This window comes from Pseudomonas oryzihabitans NBRC 102199 (assembly GCF_000730625.1).
Taxonomy (GTDB): Bacteria; Pseudomonadota; Gammaproteobacteria; order Pseudomonadales; family Pseudomonadaceae; genus Chryseomonas; species Chryseomonas oryzihabitans.
Map to the genome: position 1 here is coordinate 1 of NZ_BBIT01000002.1, position 16,536 is coordinate 16,536.

Sequence of the window (16,536 nt, forward strand, 5' to 3'; positions counted from 1 at the left end):
GCGATCACCAAAACACCGATGTCTTGTAGGATCGGCCGCATCGGCGGACCGCCATGGCCGCTATCAGACTGCTCGCCTAGAAACCTCACAGTAACTGTTCTGTTCAGGGCTTGGCGTAGCGCTGCTCCAGACGATCCAGCAGCAGGTTGGCGCTGTAGGGGTCGAGACGGAAGGTCTCGGCGCCCAGGGCTTCCACGCGGTTATCCTTGACCGCCGGCAGGTGCGCCAGCAGCGGATTGCTGCGTACCGCCTCGGCTTCCTTGGCGTCCGCGGCGAACAGCAGGAAGGTCTGGCCGGTGAGACCGGTGGCGACGTTCTCGCCGGCCAGCTGGAGGATGTCGTGGCGCTGCCCCTGGCTATGGCCGGTCTCCAGCCCCGCTGGCAGTTTCGCCAGGGTGAAGCCCAGGCTTTCCAGCAACTGGCCCTGGGAGGAGGCGGCGGTCCAGAGATTGGCCTGGCGCGTCGCCGGGTTGTAGACGAAGGCCGACACCGGTTGCGGCGGCAGCTGCAGGCGCGCCTTGAGATCGGCGACGCGCCGGTCGAAGTCGCCGACCACCTTGCGGGCGGCGTCCTCGCGGCCGGTGGCCTGGCCGAGCAGTTCCACCACCTGTTGCCAGCTGCGATTGTCGTAACCCACCACCAGCACCGGGGCGATGGCCTTGAGTTGCTCGACCAGCCGCAGCGCCGAGTCGTTGCCGGCGGCGCTGACCAGGATTAGGTCCGGCGCCTCGGCGGCCACGGCTTCGGCATTGGCCTCGCCGATATACAGCCGCTTCACGTCGCGCTGCCTGGCGACCGCGCCCCACTGGCGCAGGAAGCCCTGGTCATCGGCGAATCTGTTGTTGGGCGAGGTGGCGCCGCTGGCCACCACCGGCGCGCCGATGGCGAGCAGGGAGCCGGTAAGGGTGACGCTGGTGGAGACGATGCGTTGCGGCTTGGCCGGCAGGGTCACCTGGCTGCCGTCGGCGCTGATCTGCCGCGGCCAGTCCGCCGCCTGAGCGGGACCACCCAGGGTCAGGGTGGCGACCGCCAGAGTGGTGAGAATGCGAAACACTGACAACAAGCTGAACATGGACGCCTTCCAGTTGTAAGATAATCACTCTCATTTTCAAAGAACCACCCCCTGGGCAGCAAGTCGTTCCTTTCCAGTAGCCGACAGGGCCAGGGCAGGAGCCGTGGATCCGGTACCTGCCGGCGCTCTGCCAAGTGGAGATTCACCTGAGATTTCAATGGGTTGCTGGCCATTCGGCGAGATCGTTCGGTCCCTAACGAATTGACTTTCCGGCAGGCAACCTTTAGCTTCTGCTTATTGATAAGCATTATCATTCGTGTAGAGGTCCATCGAAATGACGAGCAAGAGGGCTGAGGTGGTCGGCGGAGTCGTTGCCGATCGTCGGGAACAGGCCGCATTCCTGTTCCAGTCGGGTGATCGCGTCCTGCAGGGGCGGGGCATCTGTGCCCGGGTCGAGACACCGGCCAGTGGCGGCGCGCATCGGGACAGCCTGTTCCTACACGCCGTGGATGAGGCCTTCGCCCGTGCCCGCCAGGCCGGCATCGCCGAGCCGGTGATCATGGGTGCCATTCCCTTCGATACCACCAGGCCCTCCTGCCTCTATGTGCCTCGGGAGCATGCCTGGACTGCGCGCCCGGCGCCGGTCAGCAGCGCAGGGGTTGCCCCGGCGCAGGTGCGCGAGGTGCGCAACCTGCCCAGCGCGGACGGCTTCTGCCTGGCGGTGGAGGAGGCCATCGAGGCCTTCCGCCGTGGCGAGCTGAGCAAGGCGGTGCTGTCGCGCATCCAGGAGATCCGCCTGGCCGAGCCTGCCGACGTGGAGACCATCCTCGCCAATCTGGCGCGGCAGAATCCTACCGGCTATCAATTCCGCATCCCCACCGCCGAGGGCGGCGAGCTGGTCGGGGTCAGCCCCGAGTTGCTGGTGCGCAAACAGGGTGCCCAGGTCCATACCAATCCCCTGGCCGGTTCGGCCAGGCGCCGCGCCGATCCGCAGGAAGACCAGCGCGTCGCCCGCGAGTTGCTGGAGTCCAGCAAGGACCACTACGAACATCGTCTGGTGATCGAGGACATCCGCGAGCAGCTGGCGCCGCTGTGCAGCCGGCTGGACGTACCCGAAGGCCCCTCGCTGCTCAGCACCAACGCCATGTGGCACCTGTCCACCGCCATCGACGGCGAGCTGGCCGACAGCCGCACCTCGGCGCTGCAACTCGCCTGCCGCCTGCATCCGACCCCGGCGGTGTGCGGCTTTCCCACGGCCGCGGCGCGCCAGTTGATCCAGCGCATCGAGCCCTTCGACCGCGGCCTGTTCACCGGCATGGTCGGCTGGTGCGATGCCCAGGGCAACGGCGAGTGGGTGGTCACCATCCGCTGCGGCACGGTGCAGGGCGACTGGCTGCGGCTGTTCGCCGGTGCCGGCATCGTCGAAGCCTCCGACCCCGCGGCGGAGTGGGCCGAGGTTACCGCCAAACTGGGCACCATGCGTGCCGCCTGTGGATTGCTCGACGAGGAGAACCCCACGTGAGTCTGGAATTCACCCACTGGCCGGACGACCTGGCGGCGCGCTATCGCGCCCTGGGTTACTGGCTCGACCTGCCGATGACCGAGATCCTGGCGCGCAGCCGCGCGGCCCTGCCGGACGCGCCGGCGATCCTCTGCGGCGAGCGGCAGCTGAGCTATGCCGAGCTGGACGAGCGCTCCAGTCGCCTGGCCGCCCACCTGCAGGCCGCCGGGCTGCGCCGCCACGACACGGCCCTGGTGCAGCTGCCCAACGTGGCCGAGTTCTACGTGGTGTTCTTTGCCCTGCTCAAGGCCGGCATCGCCCCGGTCAATGCGCTGTTCAGCCACCAGAAGCTGGAGTTGCTCGCCTATGCGCAGCAGATCCAGCCCCGGTTGCTGATCGCCTGCAGCGAGCACAACCTGTTCCGCGACGACAACTTCCTCGCCGAGTTGCGCGACGTGGCGCCGGGCCTCGGCGAGGTACTGCTGGACGGCGCCGACGACGCGCGCAGCCTCCAGCAGCGCCTGGATACCCCGCTGGACGGTTTTCAGCTGACGCCCACCGCCGGTGGCGAGGTGGCCTTCTTCCAGCTATCCGGGGGCAGCACCGGCACGCCCAAGCTGATCCCGCGCACCCACAACGACTACTACTACAGCCTCAGACGCAGCGTCGAGATCTGCCGCCTGAGCCCGGCGACGCGCTTTCTCTGTGCGCTGCCGGCGGGCCACAACTACACCCTCAGCTCGCCCGGCGCGCTGGGCGTCTTCATCGCCGGCGGCTGCGTGGTCATGGCCCGCGATCCCGAGCCGCTGCGCTGCTTCGCGCTGATCGAACGCCATCAGGTGGACTGGGTGGCCCTGGTGCCACCGGCGGTGGCGCTCTGGCTGCAGGCCGCGGCCGCGCCCGAGCAGCGTGCGCGACTCGCCAGCCTGCGCGTGGTGCAGGTGGGCGGTGCCAGCTTCGCCGAAGCCCAGGCCCGCCGCGTGCCCGAGGAGCTGGGCTGCCAGTTGCAGCAGGTGTTCGGCATGGCCGAAGGCCTGGTCAACTACACCCGCCTCGACGACGAACCCGAGCGCATCTTCACCACCCAGGGCCGGCCCATGAGCCCGGATGACGAAGTGCGCATCACCGACGAGGACGGCAATCCCGTGCCCGACGGCGAGCCCGGCCTGCTGTCCACCCGTGGCCCCTACACCTTCCGCGGCTACTACCGCAGCCCCGAGCACAACGCCCAGGTGTTCGACGCCGAGGGCTTCTATTTCTCCGGCGACGTGGTCCAGCGCGATGCCGCCGGCGACCTCAAGGTGGTCGGGCGGGTGAAGGACCAGATCAACCGCGGCGGTGAAAAGATCGCTGCCGCCGAGATCGAGGGCCTGCTGCTGCGCCATCCCGGCATCACCCACGCGGCCCTGGTCGCCATCGCCGACGACTTGATGGGCGAGAAGAGCTGCGCCTGCCTGGTGGTGAGCGATCCGGCGCTCAAGCCGGTGGCGCTGCGCCGCTACCTGCGCGAGCAGGGCGTGGCCGAGTACAAGCTGCCCGACCGTTTCCAGTTCCTTGACCAGCTGCCGCTCACCGCCGTCGGCAAAATCGACAAGCGCCGCCTGCGCGAGCAGCTGCAGACCCCATCCACCGAGCGTTCCTAAGGTTTCCCATGGCTATTCCCCGTCTTGCCTCCTATCCCTTGCCCCAGCCCGACGGCTTCCCCGCCAACAAGGTGGACTGGACGCCCGTGGCCGATCGCGCCGTGCTGCTGATCCACGACATGCAGCGCTATTTCGTCGAATTCTATGGCGACGACAGCCCGCTGATCGATCAGGTGGTGGCCAACATCGCCGCCCTGCGCGCCTGGGCCGATGCCCAGGGCGTGCCGGTGGTCTATACCGCCCAGCCCACCGACCAGCCGCCGGCCGATCGCGCCCTGCTCAACGACATGTGGGGCCCGGGCCTGACCCAGGCCGATCCCGCGCTGCAGCAGGTGGTGGACGCGCTGGCGCCCAAGGCTGACGACGTGGTGCTGACCAAGTGGCGCTACAGCGCCTTCCACCGTTCCAATCTGCAGGACCTGATGACCGAATGGCGGCGCGATCAGCTGATCGTCTGCGGCGTCTATGCCCATATCGGCTGCCTGACCACCTGCACCGATGCCTTCATGAGGGATATCCAGGCTTTCCTGATCGGCGACGCCGTGGCCGACTTCAGCGAGGAAGAGCACCGCATGGCGCTGCGCTACGTGGCGACCCGCTGCGGCAGCACCCTGAGTACCGCCCAGGTCACCGGCGCGGGTGCGGCCGTGCTCGATGAAGCCTGGCTGCGCGCCCAGGTCCAGCCGCTGCTGGACGCCGATGATGAAGCACCGGCGCTGGACGACAACCTCACCGATTTCGGCCTGGACTCGGTGCAGGTCATGACCCTGGTGGGCGAGTGGCAGAAGCGCGGTCTGCCGGTGACCTTCGCCGATCTCGCCGCCCAGCCGACCCTGCAGGGCTGGCTGGACCTGCTGCGCGCGCGCGCCTGAGGAATCTGCTGATGACGCAACTGGATTTCACCGGCAAGCGCGTCTGGGTGACCGGCGCAGGGCAGGGCATCGGGCTGCAGGTAGCGCGGCGCTTCCAGGCGGCGGGCGCCGAGGTGATCGGCCTCGACCGGCAATTCGCCGAGGGCAGCTATCCGTTCCGCACCCAGCTACTGGACGTCGCCGACGCGGCCCAGGTGGAGGAAGTCTGCCAGGCGCTGCTGGCGGAAGAGCGCCGCCTGGACGTGCTGGTCAATGGCGCCGGCGTGCTGCGCCTGGGCACCAGCGACAGCCTGAGCCTGGACGACTGGCAGGCGCTGCTGGACGTCAACGTCTCTGGACCCTTCTACCTGTTCCGCCAGCTGGTGCCGCTGTTCAAGGCCCAGGGCCGGGGCGCCATCGTCAACATCGCCTCCAACGCCGCCCATGTGCCGCGCCTGCAGATGGCCGGCTACTGCACCTCCAAGGCGGCGCTGGTGTCCCTGAGCCACTGCGTGGCCCTGGAACTGGCCGGGTCGGGCGTGCGCTGCAACGTGGTCTCGCCGGGCTCCACGGCGACCCCCATGCTGGCCGGCATGCTCGGCTCGCCCGAGGGTTATCAACGCCTGGTGGACGGCCTACCGGAAGACTTCAAGCTGGGCATCCCGCTGCGCAAGATCGCCCAGCCCGACGAGATCGCCAACACCGTGCTGTTCCTCGCCTCGGACCTGGCCAGCCATATCACCATGCAGGACATCGTGGTGGACGGCGGCGCGACCCTGGCGGCGTGAGAGGTTTTCGTCGGTTGGGTTGAGCGCCAGCGAAGCCCAACACGGCGGGTTCGACTCCGCCTGTTGGGCTTCGACGATGGGGCTGTCTCAACCCAACCTACGGCTTGCCTCGCGACCGATCCCGGGCTTGCCGCGGCAGAAGAAGCTGAACGCCTGCTCTCATAGCCCCCTCTCCCCTCGGGAGAGGGTTGGGGTGAGGGCGCCCCTCGCTAGGGAGCCCAGTGGAAAAGACTGCGCCGTTTTCCACGCTACGTGGCCGAGCGGTGCCGTAGGTTGGGTTGAGCGCCAGCTAAGCCCAACGCGATGGGTTCGCCCCCGCCTGTTGGGCTTCGACGATGGGGCTGTCTAAACCCAACCTACGGCTTGCCTCGCGACCGATCCCGGGCTTGCCGGGGCGGAAAATCCTGAACGCCTGCTCGGATAGCCCCCTCTCCCCTCGGGAGAGGGTTGGGGTGAGGGCGCCCCTGGCTAGAAAGCCCAGTGGAAAAGGCTGCGCCGTTTTCCACGCTACGGACTCAAAGATACGGCGGTGAACCGGGGCTCGACCGCTGGCAGCGGGAGAGTAGCCAGGTTGGTCTGAGTGATAGCGAAGCCCAGGGTATTGTCATGAAACGCATCGCGGCCATGGGCCGCTCCTACAGTCTGTGCTCAACCTGTAGGAGCGGCCGCATCGGCGGACCGCCATGGCCGCGATTGGTATTGCTGAAGAGCTTCGCTAACGAAGCCCTCCACTCAACCCGCCACCAGCACCCGGATCGCTTCCAGGCGCAGCGAGGCCTTGTCCAGGTAGGTCAGGCCTTCTTCGCGTTGCTGGCGCAGGCGGTCGATCTCGTCCTGGCGGACGCTGGAATTGACCGCGCGCAGGGCTTCCAGGCGGGCGATCTCTTCGTCCATCCCCGACAAATAGGCCTGGCGGGCCTTGGCCACGCGTTCCTCGTGGCGGGGCAGGGCTTTGCCTTCGCCACCGCCGATCAGCTTGGCCAGGGAGTCGCGCTGGGCCTGGACGAACTTGTTGGCACTGGTGCGCGGCACGCTTTCCAGCTGATCGTTGAGGGTCTCGAAGGCCACCCGGGCAGCCAGGTCGTTGCCGTTGGCGTCCAGCAGGCAGCGGATCGCCAGCGGCGGCAGGTAGCGGCCCAGTTGCAGGGCGCGCGGCGCCACCGCCTCGCTGATGTAGATCAGCTCCAGCAGCACGGTGCCCGGCTTGAGCGCCTTGTTCTTGATCAGCGCCACGGCGGTGTTGCCCATGGAGCCCGACAGCACCAGGTCCATGCCGCCCTGGGCCATGGGGTGCTCCCAGGTCAGGAACTGCATGTCTTCGCGGACCAGGGCCACGTTGCGGTCGTAGGTGATGGTCACGCCTTCGTCGTCGCCCAGGGGGAAGCCGGCGTCGAGCATCTTCTCGCTGGGCTTGAGAATCAGGGCGTTGTCGGAATGATCTTCGCTGTCGATGCCGAAGGCGTTGAACAGCTCTTCCATGTACATCGGCAGGGCGAACTGGTCGTCCTGTTCGAGGATGTCCTCGACCAGTTGCTCGCCGGCACCGGCGCCGGATGAATTGAGTTCCAGCAGGCGGTCACGGCCATTGTGCAGCTCGGCTTCCAGCGTTGCGCGCGCCTGGGCGCCCTGTTCCAGCAAGGCCTGCCAGGTGGCGTCGTCGCCACCGGCCAGCTGCTCGTCGAGCTCGCTGGCGAAGCGCGCCTGCAGGGCGCTGCCGGTGGGCGAGGTGGCCAGGAAGGCGTTCAGCGCCTGGTGGTACCACTGGAACTGACGCTCCTGGCGGCTGCCTTCGAGGTAGGGCACGTGCAGCTGGATGGTGTGGCGCTGACCGATCCGGTCAAGACGGCCGATGCGCTGCTCCAGCAGGTCCGGGTGGGCCGGCAGGTCGAACAGCACCAGGTGGTGGGCGAACTGGAAGTTGCGGCCCTCACTGCCGATCTCGGAGCAGATCAGCACCTGGGCGCCGAATTCCTCGTCGGCGAAGTAGGCGGCGGCGCGGTCGCGTTCGAGGATGCTCATGCCCTCGTGGAACACCGTGGCCGGGATGCCGGACTTCAGGCGCAGGGCGTCTTCCAGGTCCAGGGCGGTTTCCATGCGCGCGCAGATGACCAGCACCTTGTGCGGCTTGAGCGCCTTGAGGGTGTCGATCAGCCACTCGACGCGGCCGTCGTGGCGCCACCAGCGGTCGTTGTCGTCTTCCGGGGCGAATTCGGTTTCCGGCTGCAGCGACTGGCCGGGCATGACGCCCTCGTCCAGGTAGGCATCCGGGAAGGGCAGGGCGTGGGCGTGCAGCTCGCGCTCGGGGAAACCCTTGACCGCGGCGCGGGTGTTGCGGAACAGCACGCGGCCGGTGCCGTGGCGATCCAGCAGCTCGCGCACCAGGCGCGCGCGGGCCTCGGCATCGCCGGCGGCGGCAGCGTTCAGCAGGGTCTCGCCTTCCTGGCCGAGGAAACCGCCGATGGCGTCCTGGGCGGCCGGGCTGAGGGCGCCGGCGTCGAGCAGTTCCTGCACGGCTTCGGCCACCGGGCGATAGTGCTGGGACTCCTGCTGGAAGGCGGCGAAGTCGTGGAAGCGGCTGGGATCGAGCAGGCGCAGGCGGGCGAAGTGGCTGTCCTGGCCCAGTTGCTCGGGCGTCGCGGTCAGCAGCAGCACGCCGGGGATGACCTCGCCCAGTTGCTCGACCAGGCTGTATTCGCGGCTGGCGCCCTCGGGGTGCCAGACCAGGTGGTGGGCTTCATCGACCACCAACAGGTCCCAGCCGGCGGCGAAGGCGGCATCCTGGGCCTTTTCGTCACGCACCAGCCAGTCCAGGGAGACCAGGGCGAGCTGGGCGTCCTCGAAGGGGTTGCCCTCTTCGCTGGCCATGAAGCGCTCGGCGTCGAACAGCGCCACTTCCAGGTTGAAGCGGCGGCGCATCTCCACCAGCCACTGGTGCTGGAGATTTTCCGGGACCAGGATCAGCACGCGGCTGGCGCGACCGCTGAGCAGCTGGCGATGGATCACCAGGCCGGCTTCGATGGTCTTGCCCAGGCCCACTTCGTCGGCCAGCAGGACGCGCGGCGCGACCCGGTCGGCCACGCTGCGGGCGATGTGCAACTGGTGCGGGATCGGCTGGGCGCGGGCGCCGCCCAGGCCCCAGAGGCTGGATTGCAGCAGGCGGTTGCGGTGCTCGTGGGTGTGGTAGCGCAGGCCGAACCAGGGCAGGGGATCGATCTGCCCGGCGAACAGGCGGTCGCTGGCCAGGCGGAACTGGATGAAGTTCGACAGCTGGGCCTCGGGCACGCTGCGTGCCTCGCGCTCGGCGGTGAAGCCGTGGTACGTCAGCAGGCCGTCCTCTTCGGAGACCTCGCGCACGGTGAGCTTCCAGCCCTCGAAATGGGTCACCTCGTCGCCCGGGGCGAAGCGCACCCGGGTCAGCGGGGCGTTGCGCTGGGCATACTGGCGCGTCTCACCGGTGGCTGGATAGAGCACCGTGAGCAGGCGGCCGTCCAGGGCCAGGATGGTTCCCAGGCCCAGTTCGGCCTCACTGTCACTGATCCAGCGTTGTCCCGGTTGATGTGACGCCATGTGGAAGCTTCTCCCCAGCTATCAAAAAGCCGGCTATTTTAGCGAAAGCGGAGTCAGAAGCCTAACGCGCTCTTTGCCGCAGTCCGCGAATTCGAGGTCCTCGTCATGATCCCCATCGTTCCGCCCCTGGGCGTGACCCCACCCAACCAGCTGGATCCGGCGCCCGTGCGCCCCGTGGTCGCGCCGGTGACGGCACCTGCCGAAACGGCGCACGCCCCGCTGGAGGACGAAGCGACCCTGGATCGCGAGGCGCGCCGCCGCCGCCGGCAGCGCGAAGCCCTGCGCCAGGGCCTCGGCGCCGAACGTGCCCAGGCCCTGGAAGAGCCGGAGCAGGTGGGCGCCCAGGTGGATCTGCGGGTCTAGCCATGCTCGAGCGCCTGGAGCTGGACGACGCCGAGCTGGCCTTCCACCCGCACTGGCTATCCCCGGAACGAGCCGATGCCTGGCTGCAGCAGCTGGACGCCGAAACCCCCTGGAGCCAGCCGCAGGTGCGGGTGTTTGGCCGCTGGCACCCGGTGCCGCGACAGGTCGCCTGGTATGCCGACCCCGGGGTGGTCTACGGCTACGCCGGCCTGGATCACGCCGCCTTGCCCTGGACGCCGCTGTTGCAACTCATCCGTGAAGCCGTCGAGGCGGCCTGCGGCCAGGCCTTCAATGGCGTGCTGCTCAACCGTTACCGCGACGGCCAGGATTCCATGGGCTGGCACAGCGACGACGAGGCCAGTCTCGGCACCAATCCGCTGATCGCCTCGCTCAACCTGGGCGCCGCCCGGCGCTTCGACTTCCGCCGCAAGGGCACCAGCCGCATCGGCCATTCCCTGGAACTGGGTCACGGCAGCCTGCTGGTCATGGCCGGCGCGACCCAGCATCATTGGCAGCACCAGATCGCCAAGACCCGCAAAGCCAGCGGGTTGCGGCTGAATCTCACCTTTCGCCGGATAGCGACATGAGCGACGACAGCAATCTCATCGACTTCACCACCGAGCGCGGCAAGCGCATCCACGACCTCAAGGAGCGCCGGCTGCAGGAGGTGCGCTCGGCCTTCGAGCAGGCGCTGCCGCTGACCGCCGCCAAGAAGAAAAAGCGCAAGCCGAAGAAGAAATAGCGGGCAGTACCGTTCGTCGGGATTCGCCCTTGAAATTTTGTGGGGGATTCCTATCTAGGTTCATGCGGGATGCCGAAGTCGGGTCCCGCAGGCAACACCGAAACTTGCTGAACCTATCAGGAGATTCACCATGAGCAACGTACTGTCCCTGGCCCCGCTGTTCCGTCATTCCGTCGGCTTCGACCGGTTCAACGACCTGTTCGAATCCGCTCTGCGCAACGACGCTGGCAGCTCCTATCCGCCCTACAACGTCGAGAAGCACGGTGACGACCAGTATCGCATCGTGATCGCCGCCGCCGGCCTCCAGGAAGATGACCTGGAGATCGAAGTCGAGCGTGGCGTGCTCACCGTCAAGGGTGGCCGGCGCGAAAACAGCGCCGAGAGCGTGACCTTCCTGCATCAGGGCATCGCCCAGCGTGCCTTCAAGCTGTCCTTCCGCCTCGCCGACCATATCGAGGTGAAGGGTGCCGATCTCAAGCACGGCCTGCTGAGCATCGAACTGGTGCGCGTGATCCCGGAAGAAGCCAAGCCCAAGCGCATCGCCATCGCCGGCCAGCGCCCGGCTCTGGACAACTGATCGTCCAGGCGTCCTGCCTAAAAGCCCCAGCCCCGTGCTGGGGCTTTTTCGTTTGCGGCCCCGGCGCTAGCGGCCCTGGCCGAAGAGCTCCAGCAGCACCCCGCGCAACCAGCGGTTGCCGGCGTCCTGGTGATAGCGCGCGTGCCAGTGCTGCCTGACCGCGAAGCCTTCGATCGGCACCGGGCATTCGTGGACCCTGAGGCCATAGGTCTCCGCCAGGGTGGTGCCGATGTGCCGCGGCAGGGTGACGATGAGGTCGGAGGTGCCGACCACCGCGCCGACGCCCAAAAAGCCCGGTAGCTCCAGCACGATGCGGCGCTGCACCCCGGCGCGTACCAGACCCGCTTCCAGCAGCTTCTGCCCGGTGCCGGCACTGACCAGCACATGGCCCTCCTCGGCGTAGGCCGTGGCCGTCAATCGCTCGCCTAGGCGCGGATGGCGGGCGCTGACCAGGCAGACCCAATCCTGGGGAAACAGCAGTTGCTGATAGAGGCTGCCGCCCAGCCAGGGAATGAAGCCGATCGCCAGGTCCGCCTCGCCGATCTCCAGGGCCTGCTCGGTATTGCCGTCGATCCGCGCGATCTCCAGCCGCACCCCGGGCGCCATCTCGCGCAACTGCGCCAGGATCCGCGGTAGCAGGGTGATGTGGCTGGCATCGCTCAGGCAGAGGCGAAACAGCCGCTGGGCGGTGGCGGGCTCGAAGGCGACCTCCCAGGCCACCAGCCGGCGTAGGGATTCGAGCACCTCGCGACAGGGGGTGATCAGGGCCTCGGCCTGGGGCGTGGGCTTCATGCCGCCAGGCGTGCGCACGAACAGCGGATCGCGCAGCTGCTGGCGCAACTTGCCCAGCCAGAGGCTGATGGTGGGCTGGCTCTGACCCAGCTGTTCGGCGGCCCGGGTCACGCTGCCGGTGCGATAGAGCACCTCGAACAGCATCAGCAGCTTGGGTTCGGGCAGGCCGTCCGTCGGCAGCATTATCAGCATTCCTGATGGGCAAATTGGACTCTTTGTATAGCTCAATAGCAGACGCGGGCCTAGGGTAGGGCGAAAACAAGGAGCCCGATCCATGAAAATCTGCATCCTCGGGGCCGGCGCCCTGGGCAGCACCTTTGGCGCCTGGCTGAGCGAGGCGGGGCACGAGGCCTGGCTGCTCAATCGGCCCAATGCCCATATCGCGGCGGTCGCCCGTGACGGCCTGGACATCGAGACCGCCGAGGGCCGTCGCCGGGTCCAGGTACGGGCGGCGATGAGCGCCGAGACGGTCGGGGTGGTCGACCTGGTGGTGGTGCTGGTCAAGTCCTTCGCCACGGCCGAGGCCATGCGCCAGGCGCTGGCGCTGGTCGGTCCCGAGACCCTGGTGCTGTCGCTGCAGAACGGCCTCGGCCACGAAGAGCTGCTGGCCGAGATCGTCGGCCCGGAGCGGGTGATCGCCGGCAAGACCTATGTCGGCGGGGTGCTGCTCGGCCCGGGGCGGATCCGCAGCGGGGTGGCCGGCAAGCAGACCCTCATCGGCGAACTCGACGGCCAGCTCACCCCACGGGTGCAAGCGGTCGCCGAGGCCTTTGCCGGCGCGGGGCTGGCCACCACGGTCAGCGCCAACATCCGCGGCACCCTGTGGGACAAGCTGCAGGTCAACGTCGCCACCGGGGCCCTCACCGGCATCACCCAGCTCACCTACGGGCAGCTCTATAGCGAGCCGCTCTTGCGCGACACCGCCTTGCAGGCGGTCGCCGAGGCCATCGCGGTGGCCCGCGCCGCCGGGGTCGAGCTGGGCCTGCAGGAACCGGAAGCCGCCTGGCAACTGGCCCGCGAAGGGCTGGCGCCGTCGTTCAAGACTTCCATGCTGCAAAGCCTGCAGAGGGGCTCCATCACCGAAATCGACTTCATCAACGGCGCGGTGGTGCGGCTTGGCCAGCAGTACCGCGTACCGACCCCGGTCAACGCCACGCTGGTCGCCTGCATCAAGGGCATCGAGCGCGCCCTGGCCGATCGACAACAAGAGGACGCCACATCATGAGCATTCCCAAGGCCTATCTGGAACACGTGGCCATCTGGGTGAAAGACATCCACTGGCACATCCGCTTCTTCCACGAGGTGTTCGGCATGACCCTGCGCGAGGTGCAGGGCACGGTCGAGGAGCCCACCCAGTACTGGACGCTGGGCGGTATGCAATTCATGAGCAAGTCGGATTTCGCCGGCCCCGAGGGGCGCCTGGGCCACCTGGGGCTGATGTGCGAGGACCTCGACGCCGCCCTGGCCGCCGCCCGGCGTTTCGAGGGTGTGGAGCAACTGCCCCAGGGCTACAACTGGCTGCGCCTGCCCGATGGCCTGGCGCTGGAATTCATCCAGGCCGTGCCGGCCCGCGCCGTGCACGACGCCCTGGCCGTCAACGCCCGTCAAGCCGAGTGACAGCGACCATGACCGTACAAGAAAAATATTTCGAGGACGCCCGCGAAGGCGACGAGGCGATTACCCCGAGCTACCTGGTCACCAAGGAACGCATCCTGGCCTATGCCGACCTGACCGGTGACCACACCCCGGTCCACGTCGATGAGGCCTATGCCAATGCCAGCCACTTCGGCGGCCTGGTCGCCCATGGGCTGATGGGGCTGTCCATCGCCGACGGCCTCAAGACCCAGTGCGACTATCGCTTCCTGCCGGGGATGTCGCTGGGCTGGACCTGGGACTTCCTCCTGCCGATCCGCGTCGGCGACGAATTGCACGTGAAGATGCGCGTCGGGTCAATGAGACCCAGCAAGAGCAAGCCGGGCTGGGGCATCGTGGTGCTGCCATCCGAGCTGATCAACCAGAAGGGCGAGGTGGTCCAGCGCGGCGAGCACCGCCTGATGGTGCCGCGGCGGGAGGGCGCCCTATGAGCCAGCCACTGCCGCTGCAAGGCCTGAGGGTCATCGACTACAGCCACTTCCTCGCCGGTCCCTATGTGGGGCGCTGCCTGGCGGCGCTGGGCGCCGAGGTGATCAAGGTGGAACGTCCCGGCAGCGGCGATGCCGGGCGCCAGCACGCCTTCGTCCTCGACGACCAGCAGAGCGGCTACTTCCTACAACTCAACATGGGCAAGCAGGGCGTCAGCGTCAACATGAAGGACCCGCGCGGCAAGGCCTTCATGCAGCAGCTCTGCGACAGCGCCGACGTCTTCATCGAGAACTACCGGCCCGGCGCCCTGGACAGGCTCGGCCTGGGTTACCAGGAGTTGTCCGCGCGCAATCCGCGCCTGGTGTACTGCTCGATTTCCGCCTACGGCCACACCGGGCCCGATGCCCATCGCGCCGGCTTCGGCCTGATCGCCGAGGCCAAGAGCGGCATCATGCAGATGGTCGGCACGCCGGGCGAGGCACCACCATTACTGCGCATCTCCCTGGGCGACATGTACACCGGCGCCCATGCGGTGGCCGCCATCAACGCGGCGCTGCTCGGGCGGGTCACCAGCGGCCGCGGCCAGCACATCGACATGGCGCTGTATGACACCCTGGTGTCCATGCACGAGTACGCCGTGCAGTGCTACACCCTGTCCGGCGGCGAGATCCTGCCGCAGCAGACCGGTCACGACATGCCCACCTCGACCCTCTATGGCGTCTTCCGCGCCCAGGACGGCGACCTGGTGATCGCCGCCCAGGTGGACGACTCCTGGAAGCGCTTCGCCGCCCTGATCGAACAGGACGCGGGCCAGCCGGGTTTCGGCAGCGACCTGCGCTTCCACACCTCCACCGGCCGCAACGCCCATCGCGAAGTTATCCTGCCCATCGTCAAGGCCTGGGTGGCGGCCAATCCGGTCGCCCGGCTGCTGGCGCTGCTCGACGAGATCGACGTGCCCTGCGCCAAGGTGCAGCGCATCGACGAGGTGATCGAGGATCCGCAGATCAAGGCCCGCGGCATGATCCAGGAGCAGCAGCACCCGCGCTTCGGCACCCTGCGCATGCCCAATCTGCCATTCCGCTTTTCCGACTGCGACACCACCATCCAGCAGGTGGCGCCGGATCTTGGTGAGCACAACGCCGCCGTGGCCCGGAGCCTGGGCTACAGCGCGGAGGAGATCGCCCAGTTGCAGGCCGATGGCGTGCTCTTCACCCAGGAGATGCCGGCATGACCGACCACTACGCGGTGATCGGCCGCCCGATCAATCACACCAAGTCCCCCCTCATCCATGGGCTGTTCGCCGCGACCAGCGGCCAGGACCTGGAGTACGGTGCCATCGAAGGCTCGCTGGAGGATTTTGCCGGTGACGTGGCGCGCTTTCGCGCCCAGGGCGGGCGGGGCATGAATGTCACGGCGCCCTTCAAGCTGCAGGCCTTCCAGCTGGCCACCGAGCCCAGCGAGCGGGCGCGCCTGGCCAAGGCGGCCAATGCGCTGAAGTTCGAGGGGGAGCGGGTGCTGGCGGAGAACTTCGACGGCATCGGCCTGCTGCGCGACATCGAGGTCAACCTCGGCCAGCCGCTGGCCGGCAAGCGGGTGCTGCTGCTGGGCGCCGGTGGCGCGGTCCGCGGCGCCCTGTTGCCCTTCCTCGCGGCCGGGCCGGCGGCGCTGGTGATGGTCAATCGCGATAGGCAGAAGGCCGCAGGGCTCGCCCAGGAGATCAGGCATCCGCTGCTGAGCGTAAGCAGCTACGAGGCCCTGCAAGGGGAGAGATTCGACCTGGTGATCAACGCCACCTCGGCCAGCCTGGTCGGTGAGCTGCCACCGGTCCCGGCCGACGTCTTTGCCCAGGCGGCGCTGGCCTACGAACTGGCCTATGGCAAGGGGCTGACGCCCTTCCTGCGCCTGGCTCAGGAACAGGGCGTGGCGCAACTGGCGGACGGCGTGGGCATGCTGGTCGAGCAGGCCGCTGAAGCCTTCGCCTGGTGGCGCGGCGTGCGCCCCGAGACCCGGCCGGTCATCGACCGGCTGACCCTTCCCCTGACATGAGCGATCCCATGAAGATCCTGATGCTGCACGGTATCAACCACAACATGTTCGGCAAGCGCGATCCGGTGCAGTACGGCACCGTGACCCTGGCCGAGATCGACGCCAGGCTGGCGGCCCTCGGTGCGGAATTGGGGGTGGAAATAGAGTCCTTCCAGAGCAACCACGAAGGGGCGATGGTGGAGCGCATCCACCAGGGCTACGAGGAGGGCGTCGACGGGGTGCTGATCAACGCCGGCGCCTGGACCCACTACAGCTACGGCATCCGCGACGCCCTGGCGATCCTTACCGTCCCGGTGGTGGAATTGCACATGTCCAACATCCATGCGCGGGAGAGCTTTCGCCATCACTCGGTGTTCGCCGAGATCGTGCTGGGGCAGATCGCCGGCTTCGGCGTGGACAGCTACCTGCTGGCACTGCGCGCGGCGGTGAGCGCGGCCCAGGCGCGTAGGGCCTGAGCCGCCGACTCCCACCCCGAGGAAAAGGGAGCGCTCCCACAGATCCCGCGTAGGGTGGAAAACCGCGCAGCGTTTTCCTCGCACCAAGGTGTTGGCTGAGGCCCTGCAGGCTATCGC

17 protein-coding genes are annotated in these 16,536 nt (G+C 67.9%); 14 read left to right on the forward strand and 3 right to left on the reverse strand.

The features are described from left to right. Positions 1 to 103: 103 nt before the first annotated feature. Entirely contained in the window at positions 104 to 1,072 is a 969-nt protein-coding gene (gene fepB, locus POR01S_RS01525) for a Fe2+-enterobactin ABC transporter substrate-binding protein (protein ID WP_007160301.1), read from the reverse strand. Positions 1,073 to 1,346: 274 nt separating this feature from the next. Between fepB and POR01S_RS01530 the strand changes: the two genes are divergently transcribed. Genes POR01S_RS01530 through dhbA form a run of 4 tightly spaced genes read left to right on the forward strand, consistent with a single transcriptional unit; the run spans position 1,347 to position 5,795 of the window. Then, positions 1,347 to 2,534, forward strand: a complete 1,188-nt coding sequence (locus POR01S_RS01530; protein WP_222932025.1) for an isochorismate synthase — start codon at positions 1,347 to 1,349, stop codon at positions 2,532 to 2,534. After that, on the forward strand, positions 2,531 to 4,156 hold the full coding sequence (locus POR01S_RS01535; RefSeq protein ID WP_042133306.1) for a (2,3-dihydroxybenzoyl)adenylate synthase: 1,626 nt from the start codon (positions 2,531 to 2,533) through the stop codon (positions 4,154 to 4,156). Before POR01S_RS01530 ends, POR01S_RS01535 begins: the two co-directional genes overlap by 4 nt. Before the next feature lie 8 nt (positions 4,157 to 4,164). Next, entirely contained in the window at positions 4,165 to 5,028 is an 864-nt protein-coding gene (locus tag POR01S_RS01540) for an isochorismatase (RefSeq protein ID WP_007160298.1), read from the forward strand. 11 nt (positions 5,029 to 5,039) lie between these two features. Next, the gene (gene dhbA / locus POR01S_RS01545; RefSeq protein WP_042133308.1) at positions 5,040 to 5,795 is read left to right on the forward strand and encodes a 2,3-dihydro-2,3-dihydroxybenzoate dehydrogenase; all 756 of its coding nucleotides are present in this window, start codon (positions 5,040 to 5,042) and stop codon (positions 5,793 to 5,795) included. A gap of 732 nt (positions 5,796 to 6,527) precedes the next feature. On the opposite strand, the gene rapA is transcribed toward dhbA, so the two are convergent. Then, a complete protein-coding gene (gene rapA / locus POR01S_RS01550) occupies positions 6,528 to 9,362 on the reverse strand; it encodes an RNA polymerase-associated protein RapA (RefSeq protein ID WP_042133310.1) in 2,835 nt (944 codons plus the stop codon). A 105-nt stretch (positions 9,363 to 9,467) separates the two neighbouring features. Here rapA and POR01S_RS01555 point away from each other — a divergent pair, with 105 nt between their 5' ends. The 4 genes from POR01S_RS01555 to POR01S_RS01565 all read left to right on the forward strand — a co-directional run bounded on the left by POR01S_RS01555 (position 9,468) and on the right by POR01S_RS01565 (position 11,044). Then, positions 9,468 to 9,725: a hypothetical protein gene (locus POR01S_RS01555; protein ID WP_007160295.1), complete on the forward strand. Its 258-nt coding sequence runs from the start codon at positions 9,468 to 9,470 to the stop codon at positions 9,723 to 9,725. 2 nt (positions 9,726 to 9,727) lie between these two features. After that, on the forward strand, positions 9,728 to 10,312 hold the full coding sequence (locus POR01S_RS01560) for an alpha-ketoglutarate-dependent dioxygenase AlkB family protein (protein ID WP_042133312.1): 585 nt from the start codon (positions 9,728 to 9,730) through the stop codon (positions 10,310 to 10,312). Next, positions 10,309 to 10,467 (forward strand): hypothetical protein, encoded by a 159-nt coding sequence (locus POR01S_RS23785; protein ID WP_007160293.1) that lies wholly within the window; start codon positions 10,309 to 10,311, stop codon positions 10,465 to 10,467. The genes POR01S_RS01560 and POR01S_RS23785 overlap by 4 nt, the downstream gene beginning before the upstream one ends. Positions 10,468 to 10,597: 130 nt before the next feature. After that, entirely contained in the window at positions 10,598 to 11,044 is a 447-nt protein-coding gene (locus POR01S_RS01565; protein ID WP_007160292.1) for an Hsp20 family protein, read from the forward strand. Positions 11,045 to 11,110: 66 nt separating this feature from the next. Here the strand turns inward: POR01S_RS01565 and POR01S_RS01570 are convergent, their stop codons facing one another. Continuing rightward, entirely contained in the window at positions 11,111 to 12,019 is a 909-nt protein-coding gene (locus POR01S_RS01570; protein WP_042133319.1) for a LysR family transcriptional regulator, read from the reverse strand. Between the two features lie 91 nt (positions 12,020 to 12,110). On the opposite strand from POR01S_RS01570, the gene POR01S_RS01575 reads away from it, so the two are divergent. Genes POR01S_RS01575 through aroQ form a run of 6 tightly spaced genes read left to right on the forward strand, consistent with a single transcriptional unit; the run spans position 12,111 to position 16,419 of the window. Then, entirely contained in the window at positions 12,111 to 13,061 is a 951-nt protein-coding gene (locus POR01S_RS01575) for a ketopantoate reductase family protein (RefSeq protein WP_042133320.1), read from the forward strand. Continuing rightward, positions 13,058 to 13,453 (forward strand): VOC family protein, encoded by a 396-nt coding sequence (locus tag POR01S_RS01580; protein WP_042133321.1) that lies wholly within the window; start codon positions 13,058 to 13,060, stop codon positions 13,451 to 13,453. Before POR01S_RS01575 ends, POR01S_RS01580 begins: the two co-directional genes overlap by 4 nt. Before the next feature lie 8 nt (positions 13,454 to 13,461). Then, a complete protein-coding gene (locus POR01S_RS01585) occupies positions 13,462 to 13,920 on the forward strand; it encodes a MaoC family dehydratase (RefSeq protein WP_027601849.1) in 459 nt (152 codons plus the stop codon). Further along, entirely contained in the window at positions 13,917 to 15,149 is a 1,233-nt protein-coding gene (locus POR01S_RS01590) for a CaiB/BaiF CoA transferase family protein (RefSeq protein ID WP_042133322.1), read from the forward strand. Before POR01S_RS01585 ends, POR01S_RS01590 begins: the two co-directional genes overlap by 4 nt. Then, positions 15,146 to 15,964, forward strand: a complete 819-nt coding sequence (gene aroE / locus POR01S_RS01595) for a shikimate dehydrogenase (RefSeq protein ID WP_042133324.1) — start codon at positions 15,146 to 15,148, stop codon at positions 15,962 to 15,964. Before POR01S_RS01590 ends, aroE begins: the two co-directional genes overlap by 4 nt. Positions 15,965 to 15,972: 8 nt before the next feature. Beyond that, positions 15,973 to 16,419 carry a type II 3-dehydroquinate dehydratase gene (gene aroQ / locus POR01S_RS01600; protein WP_027599901.1) on the forward strand — a complete coding sequence of 149 codons (447 nt, stop codon included), beginning with the start codon at positions 15,973 to 15,975 and terminating at the stop codon, positions 16,417 to 16,419. Positions 16,420 to 16,536 lie beyond the last annotated feature (117 nt).

Coding starts and splice junctions, on each gene's coding strand:
- POR01S_RS01570 (WP_042133319.1), bottom strand. CDS start 12,019: ATGCTGCCGACGGACGGCCTGCCCGAACCCAAGCTGCTGATGCTGTTC.
- POR01S_RS01590 (WP_042133322.1), top strand. CDS start 13,917: ATGAGCCAGCCACTGCCGCTGCAAGGCCTGAGGGTCATCGACTACAGC.
- aroQ (WP_027599901.1), top strand. CDS start 15,973: ATGAAGATCCTGATGCTGCACGGTATCAACCACAACATGTTCGGCAAG.
- rapA (WP_042133310.1), bottom strand. CDS start 9,362: ATGGCGTCACATCAACCGGGACAACGCTGGATCAGTGACAGTGAGGCC.
- POR01S_RS01560 (WP_042133312.1), top strand. CDS start 9,728: ATGCTCGAGCGCCTGGAGCTGGACGACGCCGAGCTGGCCTTCCACCCG.
- POR01S_RS01575 (WP_042133320.1), top strand. CDS start 12,111: ATGAAAATCTGCATCCTCGGGGCCGGCGCCCTGGGCAGCACCTTTGGC.
- fepB (WP_007160301.1), bottom strand. CDS start 1,072: ATGTTCAGCTTGTTGTCAGTGTTTCGCATTCTCACCACTCTGGCGGTC.
- POR01S_RS01540 (WP_007160298.1), top strand. CDS start 4,165: ATGGCTATTCCCCGTCTTGCCTCCTATCCCTTGCCCCAGCCCGACGGC.
- POR01S_RS23785 (WP_007160293.1), top strand. CDS start 10,309: ATGAGCGACGACAGCAATCTCATCGACTTCACCACCGAGCGCGGCAAG.
- POR01S_RS01555 (WP_007160295.1), top strand. CDS start 9,468: ATGATCCCCATCGTTCCGCCCCTGGGCGTGACCCCACCCAACCAGCTG.
- POR01S_RS01585 (WP_027601849.1), top strand. CDS start 13,462: ATGACCGTACAAGAAAAATATTTCGAGGACGCCCGCGAAGGCGACGAG.
- POR01S_RS01565 (WP_007160292.1), top strand. CDS start 10,598: ATGAGCAACGTACTGTCCCTGGCCCCGCTGTTCCGTCATTCCGTCGGC.
- POR01S_RS01580 (WP_042133321.1), top strand. CDS start 13,058: ATGAGCATTCCCAAGGCCTATCTGGAACACGTGGCCATCTGGGTGAAA.
- dhbA (WP_042133308.1), top strand. CDS start 5,040: ATGACGCAACTGGATTTCACCGGCAAGCGCGTCTGGGTGACCGGCGCA.
- aroE (WP_042133324.1), top strand. CDS start 15,146: ATGACCGACCACTACGCGGTGATCGGCCGCCCGATCAATCACACCAAG.
- POR01S_RS01530 (WP_222932025.1), top strand. CDS start 1,347: ATGACGAGCAAGAGGGCTGAGGTGGTCGGCGGAGTCGTTGCCGATCGT.